The organism is Streptomyces sp. NPDC017225 (assembly GCF_044331465.1).
GTDB lineage: Bacteria > Actinomycetota > Actinomycetes > Streptomycetales > Streptomycetaceae > Streptomyces.
Map to the genome: position 1 here is coordinate 52470 of NZ_JBIRNE010000017.1, position 19922 is coordinate 72391.

At 75.9% G+C, this 19922-nt stretch carries 7 protein-coding genes; 6 read left to right on the top strand and 1 reads right to left on the bottom strand.

Going from position 1 to position 19922, the window contains the following annotated elements; all coding sequences use genetic code 11:
* Window positions 1-135: 135 nt before the first annotated feature.
* The 6 genes from ACH4NX_RS29580 (at window position 136) to ACH4NX_RS29605 (ending at window position 19164) form a co-directional block, all read left to right on the top strand.
* Complete coding sequence (locus ACH4NX_RS29580; RefSeq protein ID WP_279561510.1) at window positions 136-273, top strand: hypothetical protein; 138 nt, start codon at window positions 136-138, stop codon at window positions 271-273.
* Between the two features lie 77 nt (window positions 274-350).
* On the top strand, window positions 351-1439 hold the full coding sequence (locus tag ACH4NX_RS29585) for a hypothetical protein (RefSeq protein WP_351399980.1): 1089 nt from the start codon (window positions 351-353) through the stop codon (window positions 1437-1439).
* A 25-nt stretch (window positions 1440-1464) separates the two neighbouring features.
* The gene (locus ACH4NX_RS29590; RefSeq protein WP_398129140.1) at window positions 1465-8535 is read left to right on the top strand and encodes an amino acid adenylation domain-containing protein; all 7071 of its coding nucleotides are present in this window, start codon (window positions 1465-1467) and stop codon (window positions 8533-8535) included.
* Window positions 8532-14402 carry an amino acid adenylation domain-containing protein gene (locus ACH4NX_RS29595; RefSeq protein ID WP_398129141.1) on the top strand — a complete coding sequence of 1957 codons (5871 nt, stop codon included), beginning with the start codon at window positions 8532-8534 and terminating at the stop codon, window positions 14400-14402. Before ACH4NX_RS29590 ends, ACH4NX_RS29595 begins: the two co-directional genes overlap by 4 nt.
* Window positions 14399-17680 (top strand): amino acid adenylation domain-containing protein, encoded by a 3282-nt coding sequence (locus ACH4NX_RS29600; RefSeq protein ID WP_398129142.1) that lies wholly within the window; start codon window positions 14399-14401, stop codon window positions 17678-17680. The genes ACH4NX_RS29595 and ACH4NX_RS29600 overlap by 4 nt, the downstream gene beginning before the upstream one ends.
* 26 nt (window positions 17681-17706) lie before the next feature.
* Window positions 17707-19164 carry a cation:proton antiporter gene (locus ACH4NX_RS29605; protein ID WP_398129143.1) on the top strand — a complete coding sequence of 486 codons (1458 nt, stop codon included), beginning with the start codon at window positions 17707-17709 and terminating at the stop codon, window positions 19162-19164.
* Here ACH4NX_RS29605 and ACH4NX_RS29610 read toward each other — a convergent pair.
* Complete coding sequence (locus tag ACH4NX_RS29610; RefSeq protein ID WP_351399991.1) at window positions 19146-19895, bottom strand: 2OG-Fe dioxygenase family protein; 750 nt, start codon at window positions 19893-19895, stop codon at window positions 19146-19148. The genes ACH4NX_RS29605 and ACH4NX_RS29610 overlap by 19 nt on opposite strands.
* Window positions 19896-19922 lie beyond the last annotated feature (27 nt).

Here is a 19922-nt window from a genome sequence, read left to right on the forward strand (position 1 = left end):
CCGCCCCGAAGCCCCGGCTCCGCCACCGGCGGTCCCGGTGCACGACCCGGCTCCGCCCCCGGCGGTCCCGGTGCACGACCCCGGCCCCGCCGCAGGTGGCGCCGGTCTTCCACCCCGACACAACCAGGAGTCGAGATGACCCGGAACACCATGGACGTGCAGTCCGCCCAGCAGCCCGTCGCTGCCGCCCAGGCCCCCAAGCCGGCCGAGCGCAAGCCGTCGATCAGCTCGCGCATCAGCAAGTACGGCAAGTACGACCGGCTCCAGGGCTGAGTCGCACTTCCGGGAGGCGGGCGGTGGGTACCACCGCCCGCCTCCGGGCACGTCGTCGTCGAAGAGAGGTTTCCGCGATGTCCGCACAGCCGGTAAGCATCGACCCCGAACAGTTCCGCAAGGTGTTCGGCGGTGACCTGGGGGACGTGTTCCTCCTCGTCACCTCACCCGGCATCCGCGCAGGGCTGCGCGTCACCACGCGGGGCACCGTTCCCGTCCAGGAGTACAGCTGGACCGGCCCCGGCTCCCGCGACGGACTGATCGCCGAGATGGCCTCCCTGCGCGCCTGCGGCAAGCGGGCCTCCGTCCTGTGGATCGCCGACGACGAGTTCGTCCACTTCGACGACGAGCACCTCGAGGGCATGCGGCTCGGCGCCTTCTCCAGCTTCTCCGCGCCGTTCTCCGAGGAGACCCTCGCCGGCAGCGTCCGCATCGTCTCCGAGGTCGACTACGAGCGCGAACTGGAGATCGAGGAATCCTTCCTCACCCTGCTCGACCAGGCCGACGACATGCTCTTCCTCGGCCACGAGCACGGCACCGAGGCGGTCTTCCAGCACCAGTTCTCCGAGCACTGGTTCTCGCTGCACGGCCCGCTCCAGCCCGGCCAGCAGGTCGTCCTGCCCACCGGCGAGCTCAGCTCCCTCGTCAACGCCTCCGGCGAGTTCGAGGACCACACGCACTTCACCCTCAACGGCGAGGTCACCCTCCAGGGCGCGCCCATCGTGCACCGCGGCGGTCACGAGACGAGCCTCGCGCAGACCGAGCGGGTCTACCAGGACCTGGCGGCGATGGCCGACGAGCCCGCCGTCGTCACGTTCACCGACGGCCGGATCACCGCCGTCCGCCCGGCCGTGGCCGGTCGCACCCGGTTCGCCGAGGGGCTTGAGCGCCTGCTCGCCCACGACGACCGATACGCCAAGCTGCACGAGATCGGGTTCGGTACCAACGCCAGCTGCTCCCCGCTGCTGCCCGGCAACTACTTCGCCAACGAACGCCACCCGGGCGTCCACCTCGGTCTGGGCCTCGGCACCTTCACCCAGTTCCACGTCGACCTCATGAGTACCGCGATCGACGTCGTCATGCGGGGCGTCGAGGGCCGCGACGTGGAGCTGTTCCCGGCCCTCGGACTCACGGCGGGCCGCGCCCTGTCCGTGGCCGCCGCCTGATCCCACTCGCCCAGGAGGAGCGCAGGTGCTGCACGACGGTGGAACACCCTGGCCGGTCCGTCTGCGGGACGCGGAGCCAGAACCGCTCCTCGCCCCGGCAGCTCCGCCCGCGGCCCGGCCCGCCCCGGCGGGCCGGGCCGGCGCGCCCGCCCACCGCACGGCCGTACCCGCCCGGGTGGCGCCCGAGGCCGCGCGGACGCTGCACGCCATGACCGGCGGTGCCCCCGAAGGACTGCTGCTGCTGGCCGTGGCCGCCGTCCGCGTCGTGGCCGCCGGGCTCGGCGGCAACCGGCGCGTGCCCGTCGTCTGCCCCGCCCTCGGCGAGGACGCGGCCGAGGGCGCCGAATTCGCGCTGCTCGCCCCGCTGGACCCGCAGGCGCCCGCCACCCGCTTCCTGGAGACGCTGCACACCGAACTCGCCGAGGCCGCGGCCCACCCCTGGCCCGACCGCGCGGCTCTCGTCGACCGGCTCACCGCCACCGGCGCGGCCGACCCCGCGGTCCTGGACCAGCTGGCGGTCGTCTGCCCCGCCCTGCACGGGGAGCGCGCACCCGCAGCGCCCACCGGCGCGACACTGACCGTCGTCCAGGACACGCCCGACGACATCCGCCTCACCGCACACGGGACCTGCGAACTCGCCACGGCCCTCCCGCGCTGCGCCGCCGCCGTGCTCGAAGCTCTGGCCGCGGGCCCGCACCGCCCGGTGCGCGACCTCGACGTGCTCGGTGCCGCCCAACGCGCCGAACTGCGGGCCCTCGCCGCGCTGCCCGCCCCCGGCGCGTACGACGCCGCGACCGTCACCGCGCTCGTGACCGAGCAGGCCCACCGCACCCCGGACGCCCTCGCGGTCACCGGCGAGGGCCGCACCCTGACCCACGGGCAGCTCCTGGAGGAGACCGAGCGCGTCGCCGGGGTGCTCGCCGACCGCCACGGCGTCGGCCCCGGCGACCGGATCGCCGTGGTCGCCGACCGGGGCGCCTCACTCGTCGTCTCCTTCACCGCCGTCCTGCGCACCGGCGCGGCCTACGTCCCCCTCGACCCCGGCCACCCCGAGGCCCGCCTCGCCCTGCTGGCCGGACTCAGCGGCAGCCGCCTCGTGCTGCGGGCCTGCGCCGAGGGACCCGACGAGGACGCCCTGCCCGTCCCCGTGGTGGACCTCGACGACCTGCGTGCCGCCCACGCACCCGCGTGCCCCACCGCGCCCCGGCCGCAGGACGACGCGACCGTCCTGTTCACCTCCGGCTCCACCGGCACCCCCCGGCCGGTCGCCCTGCGGCACGACCAGCTCGCCCACAAGGTGCTCACCGGCGCGCGGGAACTGGGCCTGGACGCCGGCACCCGCACCGCGCTGCTCTCCGCGATCACCTCCGACGCCACCACCTTCCAGGTCTTCGCGACCCTGCTCAGCGGCGGCCGGCTCGTCGCGGTCGGCGCCCCCGACCGCATCGAGCCCGCCGCGCTGTGGCAACGCGTCCGCGACGGCGAGGTCAACCTCGTCAACTGCGTGCCCGGCCTCCTCTCCGCGCTGCTGCGCGGCCTGGACGAGGACGCCGGACTCCCCCTGCGTCACCTCCTGCTGGGCGGCGACACCATCCCCCGGGGGCTGCTGCCGCGCACCACCGGCCGACTGCGCGTCGGCACCTTCGCCAACCTGTACGGGCCCAGCGAAGCCACCATCGACGCCACCATGTACATCCGCCCCGGCCAGGAGGCCGGGCGGCTCCAGAGCGTGCCCATCGGACGGCCCTCGCCGGGCTACGGCGTCGTGGTCGTCACCCCCACCGGGGAGCTGGCCCCGGCCGGGGTCACCGGCGAGATACTCGTCGCCGGACCCGGCGTCGCCCCCGGCTACCTCGGCGACCCGGCGGCGACCGCGGACCGCTTCACCACCACGCCGCACACCGCGGACGCCCCCGTCTTCCGCACCGGCGACCTCGGCCGCTGGGACACCGACGGCGAACTGCGCTACCTCGGCCGCGGCGACGGACAGGTGCAGATCTTCGGCAACCGCGTCGAGCCCGGCGAGATCGAGCAGACCCTCGTCCGCGACGACGGCGTCACCGAGGCCGTCGTCGTCCCCCGCGTCCGTGACGGGCAGACCACCCTGCACGCCTGGTACACCGGCGCCCGCGCCCCCGAGGAGCTGGCCACCGCCCTGCGGGCCGCGCTGCCGTCCCACATGCGCCCGGCCACTCTGCACCGCCTCGACGCCCTGCCCCTGACCGCGCACGGCAAGGTCGACCGGCGCGCCCTGCTCGCCCTCCCCGGCGACGGCGACCGCCCGTGCTGGCAGCCCACCGATCCTCTGGCGGCGCTCGTCCGCGACGCCTGGGCCGACGTGTTCGGGCTCCCGCCGCGCACCGGACAGGACGACTTCTTCGCCGCCGACGGGCAGAGCCTGGCCGCGGTCCAGCTGGTCGGCACCGTCTGCGAGGCCACCGGACGGCCGGACGCGCTCACCGTCCACGACGTGTTCAGCCGGCGCACCCCCTCGGCGCTCGCGGCCGCCCTGCGCGAGCGCGACGTGCGCCCCGGCGGCCCCCGGCCGGCCCCGGCCGCACCCGGCGCCCCGGGGCGACCCACAACGGCACCCGGCACTCCCGCCACCGAGTCGCTGCCCGCCACCAACGCCCAGCGACGCATGTGGCTCCTGGACCGCCTCGACCAGTCACCGCTGCCCCCGTACAACATGGTGGAGGCGTACCGCGTCGACACCCCCGTCGACACCGCGGTGCTCGCCGCCCGCGTCGACGACCTCGTCGCCCGGCACGAGGCGCTGCGCACCGTCCTGCGGGAAGGTCCGCACGGACTGGAGCAGCTCGTCCTGCCGGCGCCCTCGGGCGTCCTCACCGTCGAACCGGTCCCCGACGGCACCGACCCCGGCGACCGTCTGCGGTCCGCCCACGCCCGAGAGTGCGCCTGGCGTTTCGACCTGGCCCACGGGCCGCTCACCCGCGTGCACTGGCTGCCCGACGCCGACGGCGGCACCCTGCTGTTCACCATCCACCACGCCGTGTGCGACGGCTGGTCGTACGCGGTACTGCTGCGCGACCTCGTCGACTCACTGCGCGCCGACGCGCCCCAGGCCCCGCCCGCCCCGCAGTACGCCGAGCACACCCGCGCGCTCGCCGACCGTCTCGCCGGACCGCGCGGCGAGGCCCACCGCGCCTACTGGACAGGTCAGCTCGCCGGCCTTCCCGAACCGCTCGAACTGCCCGCCGACCGGCGCCGCCGCGCCGGGCGCGACTCCACGGGCGGCAAGGTGCGCCTGCCGCTGCCCGCCGAACTCACCGAGGCGCTCACCGCGGCCTGCCGGGACGCCGCCGCCACCTCCTTCATGGGGGTCGTCGCCGCCGTGCGGGTGCTGCTGCTGAAGCTGTGCGGCCAGAACGACGCCCTGCTCGGCACCATCGACGCCGGCCGCGTCGGCAGCCGGGCCGCGGCGACCGTGGGGCTGTTCGCCAACACGGTCGTGCTGCGGACCCCCGTCGATCCCGACCGCTCCTTCCGCGAGCTGCTCGCCGCGGTACGCACCACCGCGCAGGAAGCCCTGGACCACGCCGAGTACCCCTTCGAGCGGCTCGTGGAGGACCTGCGGCTGCCGCGCGACGCGAGCCGCAACCCGCTCTTCGACGTACTCGTGGAGACCGCCCTGTCCACCACCGCCGTCACCGGCGACGAGACCGGGCCCGGTGTGCGCCACCTCGAACTCGACGCGCCCGTCAGTGACTTCGACCTGGCGTTCAGCTTCCTGGAAGCGGCCAGGGACCGCCCCGGGGAGCTGTGGGTCGCCTACACCGACGACCTCTTCGACCGCGCCACCGCCCACCGGATCGGCGAACGGCTCCTGACGCTGCTGACGGGACTGCTCGCCGACCCCGACGCCCCCGTGCGCCGGGCGACGGTACTCCCCGAGGCCGAACGCCACTACCTGCTCCACGAGGCCGACGACACGGCGGCTGACTTCCCCTCCGGCTCCACCCTCCTCGACCTGGTCGAGGAGCAGGCCGCCCGCACCCCCGGCAGGCCCGCCGTCGTGCACGGCGCCACCACCCTCACCTACGCCGAACTCGACGCACGGGCCGAGGCACTGGCCGCACGCCTGCGCACCGTCGCCGCCCCGCAACCCGGGCGGCTCGTGGCCGTCGTCACCGAACGCACCGAGTGGATGGCCGTCTGCGTCCTGGCGGTACTCAAGACGGGGGCCGCGTTCCTGCCGCTCGACCCGGAACAGCCCGCCGACCGGCTCGCCTTCGCGCTCACCGACAGCGAAGCCGTCGCCGTACTCGCCGACGGCGCGCACCATGCCCGCGCCACCGCCGCGGCCACCGTCCCCGTCCTCGACCCGCGCGCCCCGCACGCCCCCTGCACACCGGCCCCCGCCCCCGCCCGCCGCGCCGGCCCCCGCGACCTCGCCTACGTCATCTACACCTCCGGTTCCACCGGCCGCCCCAAGGGCGTCATGGTCGAGCACCGCGGCATCGTCAACACCGTCCATCACCGGGCCCGCCACTACGCCTTCGACGGCACCACGTCCGTCCTCCAGGTGCCGCCCCTGCACGCCGACAGCGGCGTCGGCGACATCTTCTCCGCCCTGGTCGCCGGCGCACGCGTCGTCGTCCTCGCCAAGGACCGCCTGCTGGACGCCGCCCACGTCGCCGAGGAGATCCAGCGCAACGCCGTCACCCACATCATGCTGGTGCCGAGCCTCTACCAGCTGCTGCTGGAACGGTGCGCCCCCCAGCTGCGCACCGTGCGCCAGATCGTGCTGGTGGGCGAGCGACTGCCCGAGGAACTCGCCGCCCGGCACGCCCACCTGCTGCCCGGCACCGCGCTCCACAACGAGTACGGCCCCACCGAGGACAGCGTCTGGACCACGGGACACCGCGTCACCGACCCCGGCGCCGGCATCCTCATCGGCCGGCCCATCGCCAACAAGACGGTCGACGTCCTCGACCCGGACGGCGACCTCGCCCCCCTCGGCGTCCCCGGCGAGCTGTGCGTCTCCGGCGCCGGACTGGCCCGCGGCTACCTGAACGACCCCCGGCTCACCGCCGCGCGCTTCGTACCCCACCCGGTACGCCCCGGCCGGCGCATGTATCGCACCGGGGACCTGGCCGTGCGCCGTGCCGACGGAAACCTCGCCTTCCTCGGCCGCGTCGACGACCAGGTGAAGATCCGCGGACAGCGCGTCGAACCCGGCGAGGTGGCCACCGTCCTGGCCGCACACCCCGACGTCCGCCGATGTGCCGTCGCCGTCCGCGCCCTGCCGGGCAACGGCGAACCCGGCCTGGTGGCCTACGTGGTGGGACACTGCGACCCGGGCGCACTGCGCGCCTTCCTGGCGGAGCGACTGCCCGCCGCGATGGTCCCCGCCCACTACACCGCGATCGCGGAACTGCCGCTCGGACCGAACGGCAAACTCGACCAGCGGGCCCTGCCCGACCCGGTCGCCGAGCCCGACGACGCCTCGGCCGAAGCCCGGCTCACCCCGGCCGAACAGCGGGTGGCCCGGGTGTGGCGGGACGTGCTCGGCCACCCGGTCACCGAACCGGGCACAGACCTGTTCGCGCTCGGCGGCCACAGCCTCACCGCGGCCCGCATCGCAGCCGGCCTCCAGGAGGAGTTCGGTACCCGGGTCCCGCTGAGCGCCGTCTTCCGGCATCAGACCGTCCGGGCCCTGGCCGCCCACCTCCAAGCCGCACAGCCCCTCACGCGCCGGACCGGGCCCGTCGCCGCGCTCGACGGTCCAGTGGCGCTCGACGGCCCGGTACTGCCGCTGTCCCGGGCCCAACGCCGCATCTGGTCCGCCGCACGCTCCAGCCCCGTACCGACGGCCCTCAACATCAGCGACGCGCTGCGCCCCCGGCGCGACCTCGACCCCGCGGCACTGCGCCGGGCCACCGCCGCGCTCGCCGACCGCCACGAGGTGCTGCGCAGCCGCGTCGCCGTCGTCGACGGCACGGCCCGCCAGATCGTTCTGGACCGGCTGCCCGGCGGCCCACCGCTGCGCGTCGTCGACCTCGCCCCGGGCCTGGGCGCCGACGCTCTCGCCGCCGAGCTGCGCGCCGCCCAGCAGACCGTCTTCGACCTCGCCACCGGCCCGCTCTTCGAGGTGCGGCTCCTGCGCGGCGCCCCGGGCGGCGACGTCCTCGTCGTCACCGCCCACCACATCGTGTACGACGGTGACAGCGTCGACCTCGTCGTCGCCGACCTGCTGCACGCCCACGACGCGCTGGCCGCCGGCCGGGAGCCCTGGGACGGACGCCCGCCCGCCCGCCAGTACCGGGAGTGGACCGCCGAGGAAGCCGCCTGGCTGGCCGGCCCCGAGGCCGCCGCCGACCGCGCCCACTGGCGGCGGACCCTCGCCTCGCCACTGCCGCGCCTGGACCTCGACCGCGCCGCTCCCCGCCCCGCCGCCCCGCCGCGCGGCCCCGCCGGGCTGGTCGCCCGTACCGTCCCCGTCGCACTCGTCGACGCGGCGGCGCGCACCGTGCCGGGCGCCACCGCGTTCATGGCACTGCTCGCCGCCTGGACGCGGGTCCTGCACCGCGCCGGCGGCCGGCCCGAGATCGTCGTCGGCAGCCCCGCGGCACTGCGGGACCGCCCGGAACTCGCGGGTGTCGTCGGCTGTTTCGTCAACGCCCTGCCCCTGCGCCTGGCACCCGGCGCCTGCGCGTCCGACGGCGAACTGCTCGTCCAGGTCCGCGACCGGGTCCTGGAGGCGTACGAACACGCGCGTTTCCCCTACGACGTCATCGTCACCGAACTCGTCGACCGGCCGCCGCGGGGCCGGCGCCCCGTCTACGACGTCGGCCTCAGCTGGGAGGTCTCGGAACGCGCCACCGACGGCTGGGAGTTCCTCGACGTGGTCCCCGAACACCCGCCGCTCACCGACGATCTCCGGATCTACGCGACCGCCCGCGGCAACGAGCTGCGCCTCGAACTCGCCTACGACCCCGCGCTGTTCACCCGTGACATCGCCACCGTCCTGCTCGACGACGTCGTCGGCACCCTCGCGGCGCAGGACCGGGGACCCACCACAGACACCGCCACACCCCGCCCAGCCGGAACAGCAGGGAGCGTACGGCCATGACCGCCCAGCCCGTGACCAGCCCCACGACCACCGTGTCCGCCGTCGCACGCGTCGCGGTCACCGGACTCCGGCCCCGGCCGGCCGCGCCCGCCACACCCGGACCCGCCACACCCGGACCCGCGACGACCGCGCCCGCCACGACCGCGCCCGCCGAACGCGGCCTGCCGCTGACGGCCCCCGCACGCGAGGCCCTGGCCGCGGGAGACCGGCGCGCCCTGCTGGCCGCGGCGACAGCGCTCGCCGCCGCCGCGGCGGAGGAGACCGGACGGGCCGCCGTCGTCGTGGACGGCCCCGGCGGACCCGTCCGCCCGCGCCTCGACACGTCCGCCGCGCACACCGTCGGCGACCTCCTGCGGGCCACCGCGGACACCGTCCCCGCCATGCCGGAGGCACCCGGGCTCCAGCTCGTCCTCGACGCCGAACGCTCCGTACTGCGAGCCGAGTTCGACACCGCCCGCTTCGCACCCTGGTTCGCCGATGCCTTCCTGCGCACCGTCGACCACCTCGCCGGACAACTCGCCGACCCGGGACGCCCCCTCGCCGACCTGACCCTGACCGCGGCCGCCGACCGGCAGACCGTCCACGGCCTGGGCCACGGCGGCTTCCGGCCGCCCGCCGACCCCGGCACCCTCGTGGACCGGCTGGAGCGCGGAGCCCTCGCCGGCGGCACCGCCCCGGCCGTGATCACCGCGGACGGCACCGTCGGCCATGACGAACTGCGCGCCGAGTCCCTGCGCACCGCCCGCCGCCTGCACGCCGGACACGGGGCGCGCACGGGCACCCGCGTCGCCCTCCTCGTCGGCAAGGGCCGCCACGCGCTCAGCGCCCTCCTCGGAACGGTGCGCTCCGGCGCGGCCTACGTGCCGCTCGACCCGTCCCAGCCGACGGCACGCCTCACGGAGGTACTCGCCGACGTCGACGCGGTCGCCCTGGTCGCCGAACCCTGCCACCTCGCGCTCGCCCGGACCCTCGCCGGCGCCACCGGCACCCCCGTGCTGTCCGCGGCCGAACTCGCCGCACCCGGCGGGCCCGACGAGGGCGCCGACCCCCTCCCGCCGCGGCCCGGTGACCCGGCGTACGTCATCTACACGTCCGGCTCCACCGGGCGGCCCAAGGGCGTCGTCGTACGCCACTCCGCCATCTGCGGCTACCTGGCCTGGAAGGACGACTACCACGCGCTGTCCCCGGACACCTGCCTGCTGCAGATACCCGCGCTGTCCTTCGACAGTTCCGTCTCCGACGTCTTCTCGGTGCTCGGCGCCGGCGGACGGCTCGTCCTCGTCGAGGGCAACCGCCGCCTGGACGGCCCCCACCTGCGCGCCCTCGCCGAACGCCACACCGCCACCCATGTCACGCTCGTACCGAGCCTGTACCGGGCGGTCATGGACTCGCTCGCCGCCGCGGGCACCCTGCGGGTCGTCACCGTCGCGGGCGAGGCGATGCCGGCCGGACTCGTCGACCGCCACCGGCTGCTGCTGCCGGGCACACGGCTCGTCAACGAGTACGGCCCGACCGAGAACTCCGTGGGAGCCACCGCCTTCGACTACCCGGAGCACGAGCTGCACGGCACGCCCATCGGGCGGCCCCTGAGCAACACGGCCGTCTCCGTCCTCGACGGGGCCGGCCGGCCCGTCCCGCCCGGCTTCCCCGGCGAGATCCAGCTGGCCGGACCCGGCCTCGCCGACGGCTACCTCGGGCGTCCCGGGCCGACCGCGGCGGCCTTCGTGCCCGACGCCGACGCCCCGGGCGGGCGCCGGTACCGCACCGGGGACCTGGCCTGGTGGCAGGAGGACGGCACGCTGCAGTTCCTCGGCCGGGCCGACGACCAGGTCAAGATCCGCGGCAACCGGGTCGAACTCGGCGACGTCGAGGCCCACCTGACGAACGTGGACGGTGTCACCGGTGCCTTCGCCGTGGTCACCGCGGGCCCGGACGGGCGGCCCTCGCTGGTCGCCTGGGTCACCGGCCCGGCCACCGCCGACCCCGCCCGTGTGCGGGCCCTCGCCGCCGAACGCCTGCCCTCCCCGCTCGTCCCGGACCGCGTACTGCCCCTGGAGAGCATCCCCCTCACCACCAACGGCAAGGCCGACCGCCGGGCCCTGGCGGACCGCGCCGCGGACGCCCTCGGGAACCGGCAGGCACCGCCACCGGAGCGGCCCGGGCCGCCCGCCCCGGGCGAGGTGGTCCGGGCACCGGCCCCCGATGCGCGAACCGGGCCGCCCGCCGCCGGCGGGGACCTGGAGGAGACCGTCTGCGGACTCTTCCGCGAGCTGCTGGGAGTCGACGAGACCGGCCCCGACGACAGCTTCTTCGCGCTCGGCGGCCACAGCCTTCTCGCGGTCGACCTCGTGGGCCTCCTCCAGGAGCGCCACGGGCTGCGCCTGGAGATCGACGAACTCTTCGAAGGGCCCACGGTCGCCGAGATCTGCGCCGTGCTGCGACGCGTCACCGCCGCCCCCGGCCCGGCCGGGCCGGGCGGCCCGCCGTACGGCACGGACGCCACCGCCCCCGACGACCACCCGCTGTCCGCCGCCCAGCACCGGATGTGGACCCTCGCCCACCTCGGCGGAGCCGGCGCGACGACGCACCACCTCACGGACGTCCTGCGCGTGGACGGAGCCCTGAGCCGGGACGAACTCGCCGAGGCGCTGACCGACGAGGCCGCCGGCCAGGAACTCCTGCGGGCCCGGTTCGTCGTCCGCGACGGCGCCCCCCGCCAGCGCTTCGTACCGGGCGACCGGCCCCCGCTGACCGTGGTGCCCCTGGAGCACGACCCGTCACCCGCGCGGGTCGCCGAGACCGTCGCGAGACTGGCCGCCGTGCCCTTCGACCTCGAGCACGAACCACCCCTGCGCGCCGCACTGCTCACGCTCTCGCCGACCAGCTCGGTCGTCGTCCTGACCGTCCACCACATCGCCTGCGACGGCACGTCCGCCGCCGCACTCGTGCGCCGCGTCCTCGCGCGCATACGGGCGCGGCGCACCGACACACCCGCGCCCGCCGTACCCACCGGACGCTTCACCGACCACATCGCCCGCGAGAGCGCCCGCCTCACCGGGCCCGAGGGCGCCGCCGACCGTGCCTACTGGCACGAGCGGCTGGCCGGCCCGCTGCCGTACCCCCTGCTGCCCGCCGACGGGGAGCGCGGCACGTCCGCCGGTCCGGGCGCCGCCCACACGGTGCGGCTGCCCGCCGAGGCGGGCGACCGGGTGCGCGCACTCGCCCGCGAACTGGGCACCAGCGTCTTCACCGTGGGCCTGACCTCGCTGGGCTGGCTGCTGCAGCGGTTCACCGGACAGCGACGCATGCTCGTCGGCACCCCCGTCACCCTGCGCGAGCACACCGCGGACGCCGACGTGGCCGGACCGTTCCTCAACACCGTCGTCCTCACCGCCGACCTGCCGCCCGAGGCCGCGTTCACCCAGGCCGCGGCACGCGTGCGGTCCGCCGTCGCCGGCGCCGTGGCCCACCGCCGCCACCCCTTCGACCGGCTCGCCGAAGAACTCCCCGGCGCGCGCGACGGAGGCCGCACCCCGCTGTTCACCGTGATGTTCACGGCCGACGAGCCGGGCGCCGCCGGTACCGACGAGACGTTCGACGCGGGACCCGGGCTCACCGTACGGCGCGAGCCGTTCGCCCACGACGTCAGCGAGTTCGAACTCAGCTTCCACCTGGACAACTCCGGTGACCACCTCGCCCTGACCGCCGAGTACGACACCGTGCTCTTCAGCGCCGCCCGCGTGCGCCGGCTCCTCGGCCACTGGGCCGACCTGCTCGCCCGGGCCGCCCGCGAACCGTCCCGCGCCCTCGCCGGCCTGCCCCTTCCCGACGCCGAACTGTCCGATCCGGCCCACCGCGACACGCGTGAGGCAGGCGGGCCCGCCCGGCTCCTGGACCCCTTCGGCAGTCCCGTGCCCATCGGCGTTCCCGGCGAACTGCACACCGCCGACGGCCCCACCGGCCTGGCGGCGGTCCGTGAGGAGGACGGCACCCTGGTACCCCGCGGACCGGCCGGCCGTCCCACCGCCCTGGCAGACACCGAACTGCGCCTGTGCGAGCACCCGGACGTCACCGACGCGCGGATGACCGCCCCGGACCACGCGCGGGTGACCGTACGTGCCGGCCGTCCCGTCACCGCCCAGGCCCTGCGCGCCTTCGTCCGCCGTGCCCTGCCGGCCGCCTGGGTACCGGAGACCGTCGAGATCGTCACCGCCCCGCACGGCACGACCGGCGGCGTCCCCGCCGACGACGGCACCGCGGACACCGTGACCGTCGTCGGGCGGGCCGTGGCAGCCTGCCTGGGACTGGCCGCGCCCGCAGGCCCCGACGACGACTTCTTCGAACTGGGCGGCGCCTCGCTCGACGCGATCGCCGTCGCGGGCCGGCTGCGCGCCACGCTGGGCACCGACGTCTCGCCACGGCTCGTGTTCGACCTGCGGACGCCCGCCGCCATCGCCGAGGCCCTCGCCCGCCGTGCCGCGCCCGCGACGGCACCGCCCGGCACCCAGACCCCCGCCGAGGACGGCCCGGTGCCCGCCTCCACCGACGGGCCCGCCCCGCTGAGCGCGGAACAGACCCACATCTGGCACGCCCTGCGCGACGGCGCACCCCAGGCCGCGTTCACGGTCCTGGAGGCGCTGCGCACCGGGCCCGTCGACCCGTACGCGCTGCGCGAGGCGGTCGAGTACACGGCCGCCCGCCACGACGCGCTCTCCAGCCGCCTGGTGAGCGACGGCCACGAGCCCCACTGGCAGCGGCTCTCCGTACCGCGCGTCTCCTGGCACGAGGACGACCTCGGAGCCCTCGACGAGGCCGATCGGTCCACGGCGCTGCGCGCCAGGACCCAGCGGCACCTGGCCGAACCCTTCGACCTGGCCGCGGGCCTGCTGCTGCGCGCCCGCCTGGTACGACTGTCCGACGACGAGCACGTCCTGCTCCTGGCGGTGCACCACATCGCCGTCGACGGCCGCTCCATGGAACTGATCACCACATGCGTCGAGGACGCCTACGCCGCCCTCACGTCCGGCCGGCGCCCCGGCCCCGCACCCGACGCACCGCTCCTCGCGGACGAGGCCCGCCGGCAGCGGACCCGGACACCCGACGCCGGCACCCTGGACGGGTGGCGGCGGGCCCTGGCGGCAACACCGCCCGATCTGCGGCTGCCCTACGACCGCCCCCGGCTGGTGCGGTCCGCCCTCATCCCGAGCGAACTGCCCTTCACCCTGCCCACGCCCGGTGCGCGCGCTCTCGCCCGCACCGCCGGACTCACCCCCTTCACGGCCCAGCTCACCGCGCTGACCGCGGCGCTCGCCCGCTACGCGGAAGGCCGGGACGAGGTGTGGCTCGCCACCGTCGTCAGCACCCGCGGCCGCCCCGGCCTCGCCGACGTCGTCGGCCCGCTGACCGCGACCGTCGTCCTGCGCGTGCCGACCGCGGGCGCCCACAGCCACCGCGACCTCGCCCAGCGGGTCGCCGAAACACTGCTGGACGCGCACACCCACCCCGAGACCGACCTCGCCGCCGTCGGCGACCTCGCCGAACGCGAGTACGGCATCGACCGGGCCCGGCTCAGCCAGGTCCTCGTGGTCGCCCAGGAAGAGGGCCGGCCGCGCCCCGGCGGCCTGTTCGCACCCGACGACGACACCGCGGCCGTACGTCCGACCGCCACCGCGTTCGACCTGGTGTGGTCCCTGCGGGCCGGGGCCGACGACGCCGGGGGAGTCCTCACCTACAAGGCGGAACTCTTCGACGCCGCGACCGCCGAGAACCTCGTCGACCGCTACCACCGCGCCCTGCACGCCCTGCTGCACACGCCGGACAGCCCGTGGCGCACCCCCGCGGACGGGCACGGGGAGGAACCGTCGTGAGCGGTGACTGGACCGAGACGCTGCGGCGGCTGAACGACACCGCGGCCCCCGTCCCCGACGGCACCGTCGCCGACCTGCTGCGCGAGCGGTCCGCCCGGTGGCCGGGACACCCCGCCGTGGTCACCGGCGACCGCACGCTCACCCACCGCGCGCTGCACGCCCTGGCCGACACGCTCGCCGTACGGCTGGCCGCTCTGGGCGCGGGCCCCGGCAGCGTGGTCCGCGTCTGCCTGCCCCGGTCGGCCGAACTGGTCGTCGCGCTGCTGGGCGTCCTGCGCAGCGGCGCGGCCTACCTGCCGCTCGACCCGAACTACCCCCGGCAGCGGCTGGCGGGCATCGCCGAGGACGCGCTCAGCGACCTCACGGTCACCACCGCGGAGTTCGCGGCACTGGTGCCGGACGGCCGGACGGTACTGATCGACCTGGACGAGCCGACGGCGGGCCCCGGCGACGCGGGCACCGGCGCGGCGCCGCCCGCCCGCTGCCCCGCCGCCCCCTCGGACCTGGCGTACATCATCCACACCTCCGGCTCCACCGGGCGGCCCAAGGGCGTGGGCATCGAGCACCGCAACCTCGTCAACCTGCTCGCCGCGACCGCCGAACCGTTCGGGCTGCGGCCCGGACGCCGCGTGCTGCAGTTCTCCGGCCCGGGCTTCGACGTGTCGGTGTGGGAGATCTTCGCCACCCTGTGGGCCGGCGCCGCCGTCGTCCCCTTCGACGCCCCCGTCGCCTCCGCCGAGACGATCACCGCCCTCGTCCGCGACCGCGAGGCGGACACGGTGTTCCTGCTGGCCGCGCTCCTCGCCCAGCTCGACCCCGCCGGCTTCCCCGGCGTACGCACCGTCGTGACCGGGGGAGAGGCGTTCTGCCAGGCGCTGGTGGACCGCTGGGCCCCGGACCGCGACCTGATCTACGTCTACGGGCCGACCGAGGCCACCGTCTTCCAGTCCTGGCACCGCTGCCTGCCCGGCGCCGAGGCAGAGCCCCCCACCGTGGGACGTCCCATGGCCAACCTGCGCTACCACGTGTGCGACGACCACGGCCTCCCCGTCGACGGGCCGGGCGTGGTCGGCGAACTGCTCATCGGGGGCGCGGGCGTCGGACGCGGCTACCAGGGACGGACCGCGCCCGACACCGGGCGCTTCGTGACCGACCCGTTCGCCCCGGCACCCGGAGCCCGCCTCTACCGCACCGGCGACCTGGTCAGCCACCGGCCCGACGGCACCCTCGACTTCCGTGGACGAGCCGACCGCCAGGTCAAGATCCGCGGCTTCCGTATCGAACCGGGCGAGGTGGAAGCCGCCCTGGCCGCCCTGCCCGGCGTCGCGGCGGCCGCCGTCGTCGTGCCGGACGGCACCACCGAGCCCGTCCTCGTCGCCCACCTCGTGGCACGCGGCACCGGCCTGCCCGAAGACTGGCGGGAACTGCTCGCCGGCCGGCTCCCCTACTACATGGTCCCGGCGGCCGTGGCCGTCTGCGACCGGCTGCCCGAAACCCCCAACGGGAAGGTCGACCGGCGCGCGCTGGCCGCACGCGGACTGCCCGCCGTACCGGATGCGCACGAGGCCCCCGCTCCCGCGGACGACCCGGAGCGGGCCCTCGGCGCCGCGCTCAGGCCGCCGCTGCGCGAGGTGTTCGCCACCGTCCTGGACCAGGCCGTCGCCGACCAGGACGACTTCTTCCGGCTCGGCGGCACCAGCCTGAAAGCGGCCGCAGTGGCCCAACGGGCCGCCGCCCGCGTGGGCGTCGACGTCTTCGTCCGCGACGTCTTCGAGTCACCCACGCCCGCCGCGCTCGCCGCCCGCCTGGCCGCCCGCCACTCCTTCGCCCGCCCCGGGCCGGACCCGGCCGCCGACGCCGACAGCACGCCCCGGACCCCCGGACCCGCCGGACACGAACCCGTCGGCACGCCCTCGGCGATGTCCCCGCTCCAGCGCGATCTCTGGCTGGAACAGCAACTCCGGGGCCCCGACGACACCGCCTACCACGTGCCCCTCCTGCTGCGCTGCACCGGCACCCTCCAGCCCCAGGCGCTGGCCCGGGCCGTGACCGCGTTGCAGGACCGGCACCCGGCGCTGCGGACCGTGTTCCACGAGCGAGGCGGAGAGCCGGTGCCCGTGCTGCGGACCGAGACCGCACCCCTCGCCGAGCGCACGGCGGACACCCCGACCGAGCGGGACACCCTCGTGGAACGGCTCATCCACGAGCCGTTCGACCTCGCGGCCGGCCCGCTGCTGCACCCGACCCTGATCCGCAGCCCCGGCGACTGCCACCTGCTGCTGGTACTGCACCACACCGTCGCCGACCAGATGTCCCTGGACATCGCCGCGGCCGACCTCGTCGCCTGCCACGACGCCACCGCCGAGGACCGCCCGCTGCCGCCGCCGCCCGCCGACATACCCGGGCCGCGCCCCACCGGCCGTGAACTCGCGTACTGGCAGCGGGAACTGACCCCGCCGCCCGCGCCCCTGCCGCTCCCCGTCGACCACCCCCGCACCGCCGGACCCGGCCGCCGTACCGCCGTACACCGGGAGGAACTGGACCCTGCGACGGCCCGGGCCCTGCACGACCTGGCCCAGGCCCGCCGCACCTCGCTGTTCACCCCGCTCGCCGCAGCCGTCGCCCTGGCCCTGCACCACGCCACCGGAGCCGAGGACGTCTGCCTGGGCACCGCGGTCGGACTGCGCACGGGCGGCACCGTCGGCTGCCACATCAACACCGTGGCCCTGCGCACCACGATCCGCCCCGCAACCAGTTGCGGCCGGCTCCTCGACGGCATCGCCGACCGTGTCGTCGGCGCCCTCGACCACGCCGCGCTGCCCTTCGGCGACGTGGTCCGCGCCCTGGACCCGCCCCGCACAAGCGGACGCGGAGCGTTCTTCGACGTCTGGGTCACCCTGTGGGACGAGATCGACGCCGAAGGCCCGCTGCTGCGGCTGACCGGCCACCCGGTGCCGCTGCGCGACGGCCTGTTCGACCTGTCCTTCCAGTTCGCGCGCGGCGCCCGCGGCACCCGTCTGATCCTCCAGTACGACCGTGACCTGTACGAGCCGTCCACAGCCGAGGCCCTGGCCCACCGCGTCCTGCGGTACGCCCGGGCGCTCGGCCGGGCCGGCCCCGAAGACCCGCTGCCCCTGTGGCAGCACCCCGCGGACACCTCCGTGCGGACGGCCGCACCCGCCCTCGCCGGCTTCGCCGGATTCGACTGGAGCGCCGCCGCGACCGGGCCGTCCGCCCCCGCCCCCCCTTTCCGTCCCCCACGCCTCAGCCGGCACTGACGGCTTCGAGCGAAAAGGCTTCTGAGATGCCCAGCAACAACGAACTGGTCATGCTGTTCTTCGTCCAACTGGCCGTCGTCCTGGCCGCCTGCCGGCTCCTCGGAGTGCTGCTGCGCCGCCTGGGCCAGCCGCAGGTCGTCGCCGACATGGTGGCGGGCTTCCTGCTCGGGCCCACCCTGCTCGGCCACGTCTTCCCCGCCCTGTTCGACGACCTCTTCCCGCAGGTCGTCACCGTGCCGGGAACCGGTGTGGACATCCAGCACCCCGCGCTGGCCACCCTCTTCGTCGCCGGCCAGCTCGGCCTGGTCTTCTACATGTTCGTCGTCGGGATGAGGTTCGACCACTCGATCCTGGCCGGGCACGTCCGGCAGTCCGCCGCCGCCTCGATGGTCGGCGTCGCCGCGCCGCTCCTCGTCGGCGGCCTCCTCGGCTGGTACCTGGCCGGCGGCGACCTGTGGTTCGCCGAGGACGTCGCCGGCTGGCAGGCCGCCGTGTTCCTCGGCGCGTCCTGCGCCATCACCGCCTTCCCGATGCTGGCCCGGATCATCAACGAACGCGGCCTGACCCGCACCAAGGTCGGCACCCTCGCCCTGGCCTGCGCCGCGGTCGACGACGCCGCCGCCTGGATCCTGCTCGCCGTGGTGGTCGCCGCCGTCCAGGGCGACCCGGGGGTCGCGCTGCTGGCCCTGGGCGGAAGCGCCGCGTACGTCGTCCTGCTGCTCTGCGTCAGGCGGGTCGCCGGCGAGCGTTTCGTCCGCTGGGGGACGGGCCCGGCCGGGGTACGCCCCGAGGCGCTCGGCGCGATGGTCGTGGTCCTGCTGGTCTGCGCGACCTTCACCGAATGGGTGGGCGTCTACTCGGTGTTCGGCGCGTTCCTGCTGGGAACCTGCATGCCCCGCGGTGCGTTCGCCGACGAGATCGGGCGCCGTATCGAACCCGTCACCAACTACGTCCTGGTGCCGCTGTTCTTCGTCTACTCCGGTCTCAACACCCGGCTGGACGTCGTGTTCGAGCCCGCCGTCCTGGGCACGCTGCTGGTGGTCCTCGTCGTGGCGTTCGCGGTCAAGGGCGGCGCCTGCGCCCTCGCCTCACGCAGCGCGGGCAGCAGCTGGCGCGACGCCGCATCCCTGGGCGCCCTGATGAACGCGCGCGGCCTGATGGAGCTGATCCTCCTGGGCATCGGCCGCGACGCGGGCCTGATCACCGTCGAGCTGTACACCGTGCTCGCACTGATGACCGTCATCACCACGGTGGCGGCGACCCCGCTGTACGAGTGGATCAGCGGCCGGGGCACCGACCCGGCGGCGACCGCCACGCCGTCCGGCCCGCGGCCGGCCCCGGGACGTGCCGATGCCCCGGAGCCGCTCCCCGGACGTGCCAGGTCCCCGCAGCCGGTCCCCGCACGTGCCGGGGCCCCGGAGCCGGGGCCCGAAGAGGTCCTGGCCCCGGAGCCGGTGCCCGCCGCTCAGATCGCCCGCCGGTAGCTCGTCAGCAGCATGTCCCGGTGACCCTCGGCGACGCCCGCCGCCGGATCCAGCCGCACCGGCTCGGTGCCGTGCAGGATCCGGCGGTCGTCGGCGTACAGCGAGTCCATCGGCTCGGCCAGCAACGGCCGCTCCAGCGGCGCGCCGTCGGCGGCGCAGATGATGCTCCGCCCGCCCAGCACCCCCGCGCGGCCCATCAGATGCAGAGAGATGAACTCGAAGCCGTCCCGGTGCACCCCCTCCGGCGAGGGCAGGCCCTCCTCGTCGGCCTGCGCGCGGACACGCACGAGATGGACGTCCACCTCCCAGTCGCACGGCTGGAGGCCCCGGGCGAACTCCCGCACGCTGCGCAGCAGCAGAGCGTGCAGGAACGGGTTGTCCCGCACCTCCGGCGAGACCGGGGCGAAGTACCGCGGAACGCCGCCCGCGAACGGGTTGACCTCCGCGCTCTGCAAGTACGCTCCCGGCACCGAGGGCAGCAGCGTCTGGCGTGCGGCCCGGTAGCGGTAGCGGACGTGCCGGCGCAGCCGGTACGCTCCGCCGTCGGCGAGGTAGGCGTCGGGCTCCAGATGGTCGTACGCCGCTCGCAGGCGGTCCAGCTCCGGCGCCCAGGCGGCGGTGCGGAACGCTCCGCCGGGCACCGTCACATAGCCCCGGTCGCGCACCTCCCCGGCGACATCGGCGTCGACGGTCAGCGCCACGGACCTGCCGTGGTCGATCACGGACTGCACGGGTCTCCTCCTCCTCCTCTTACTTCC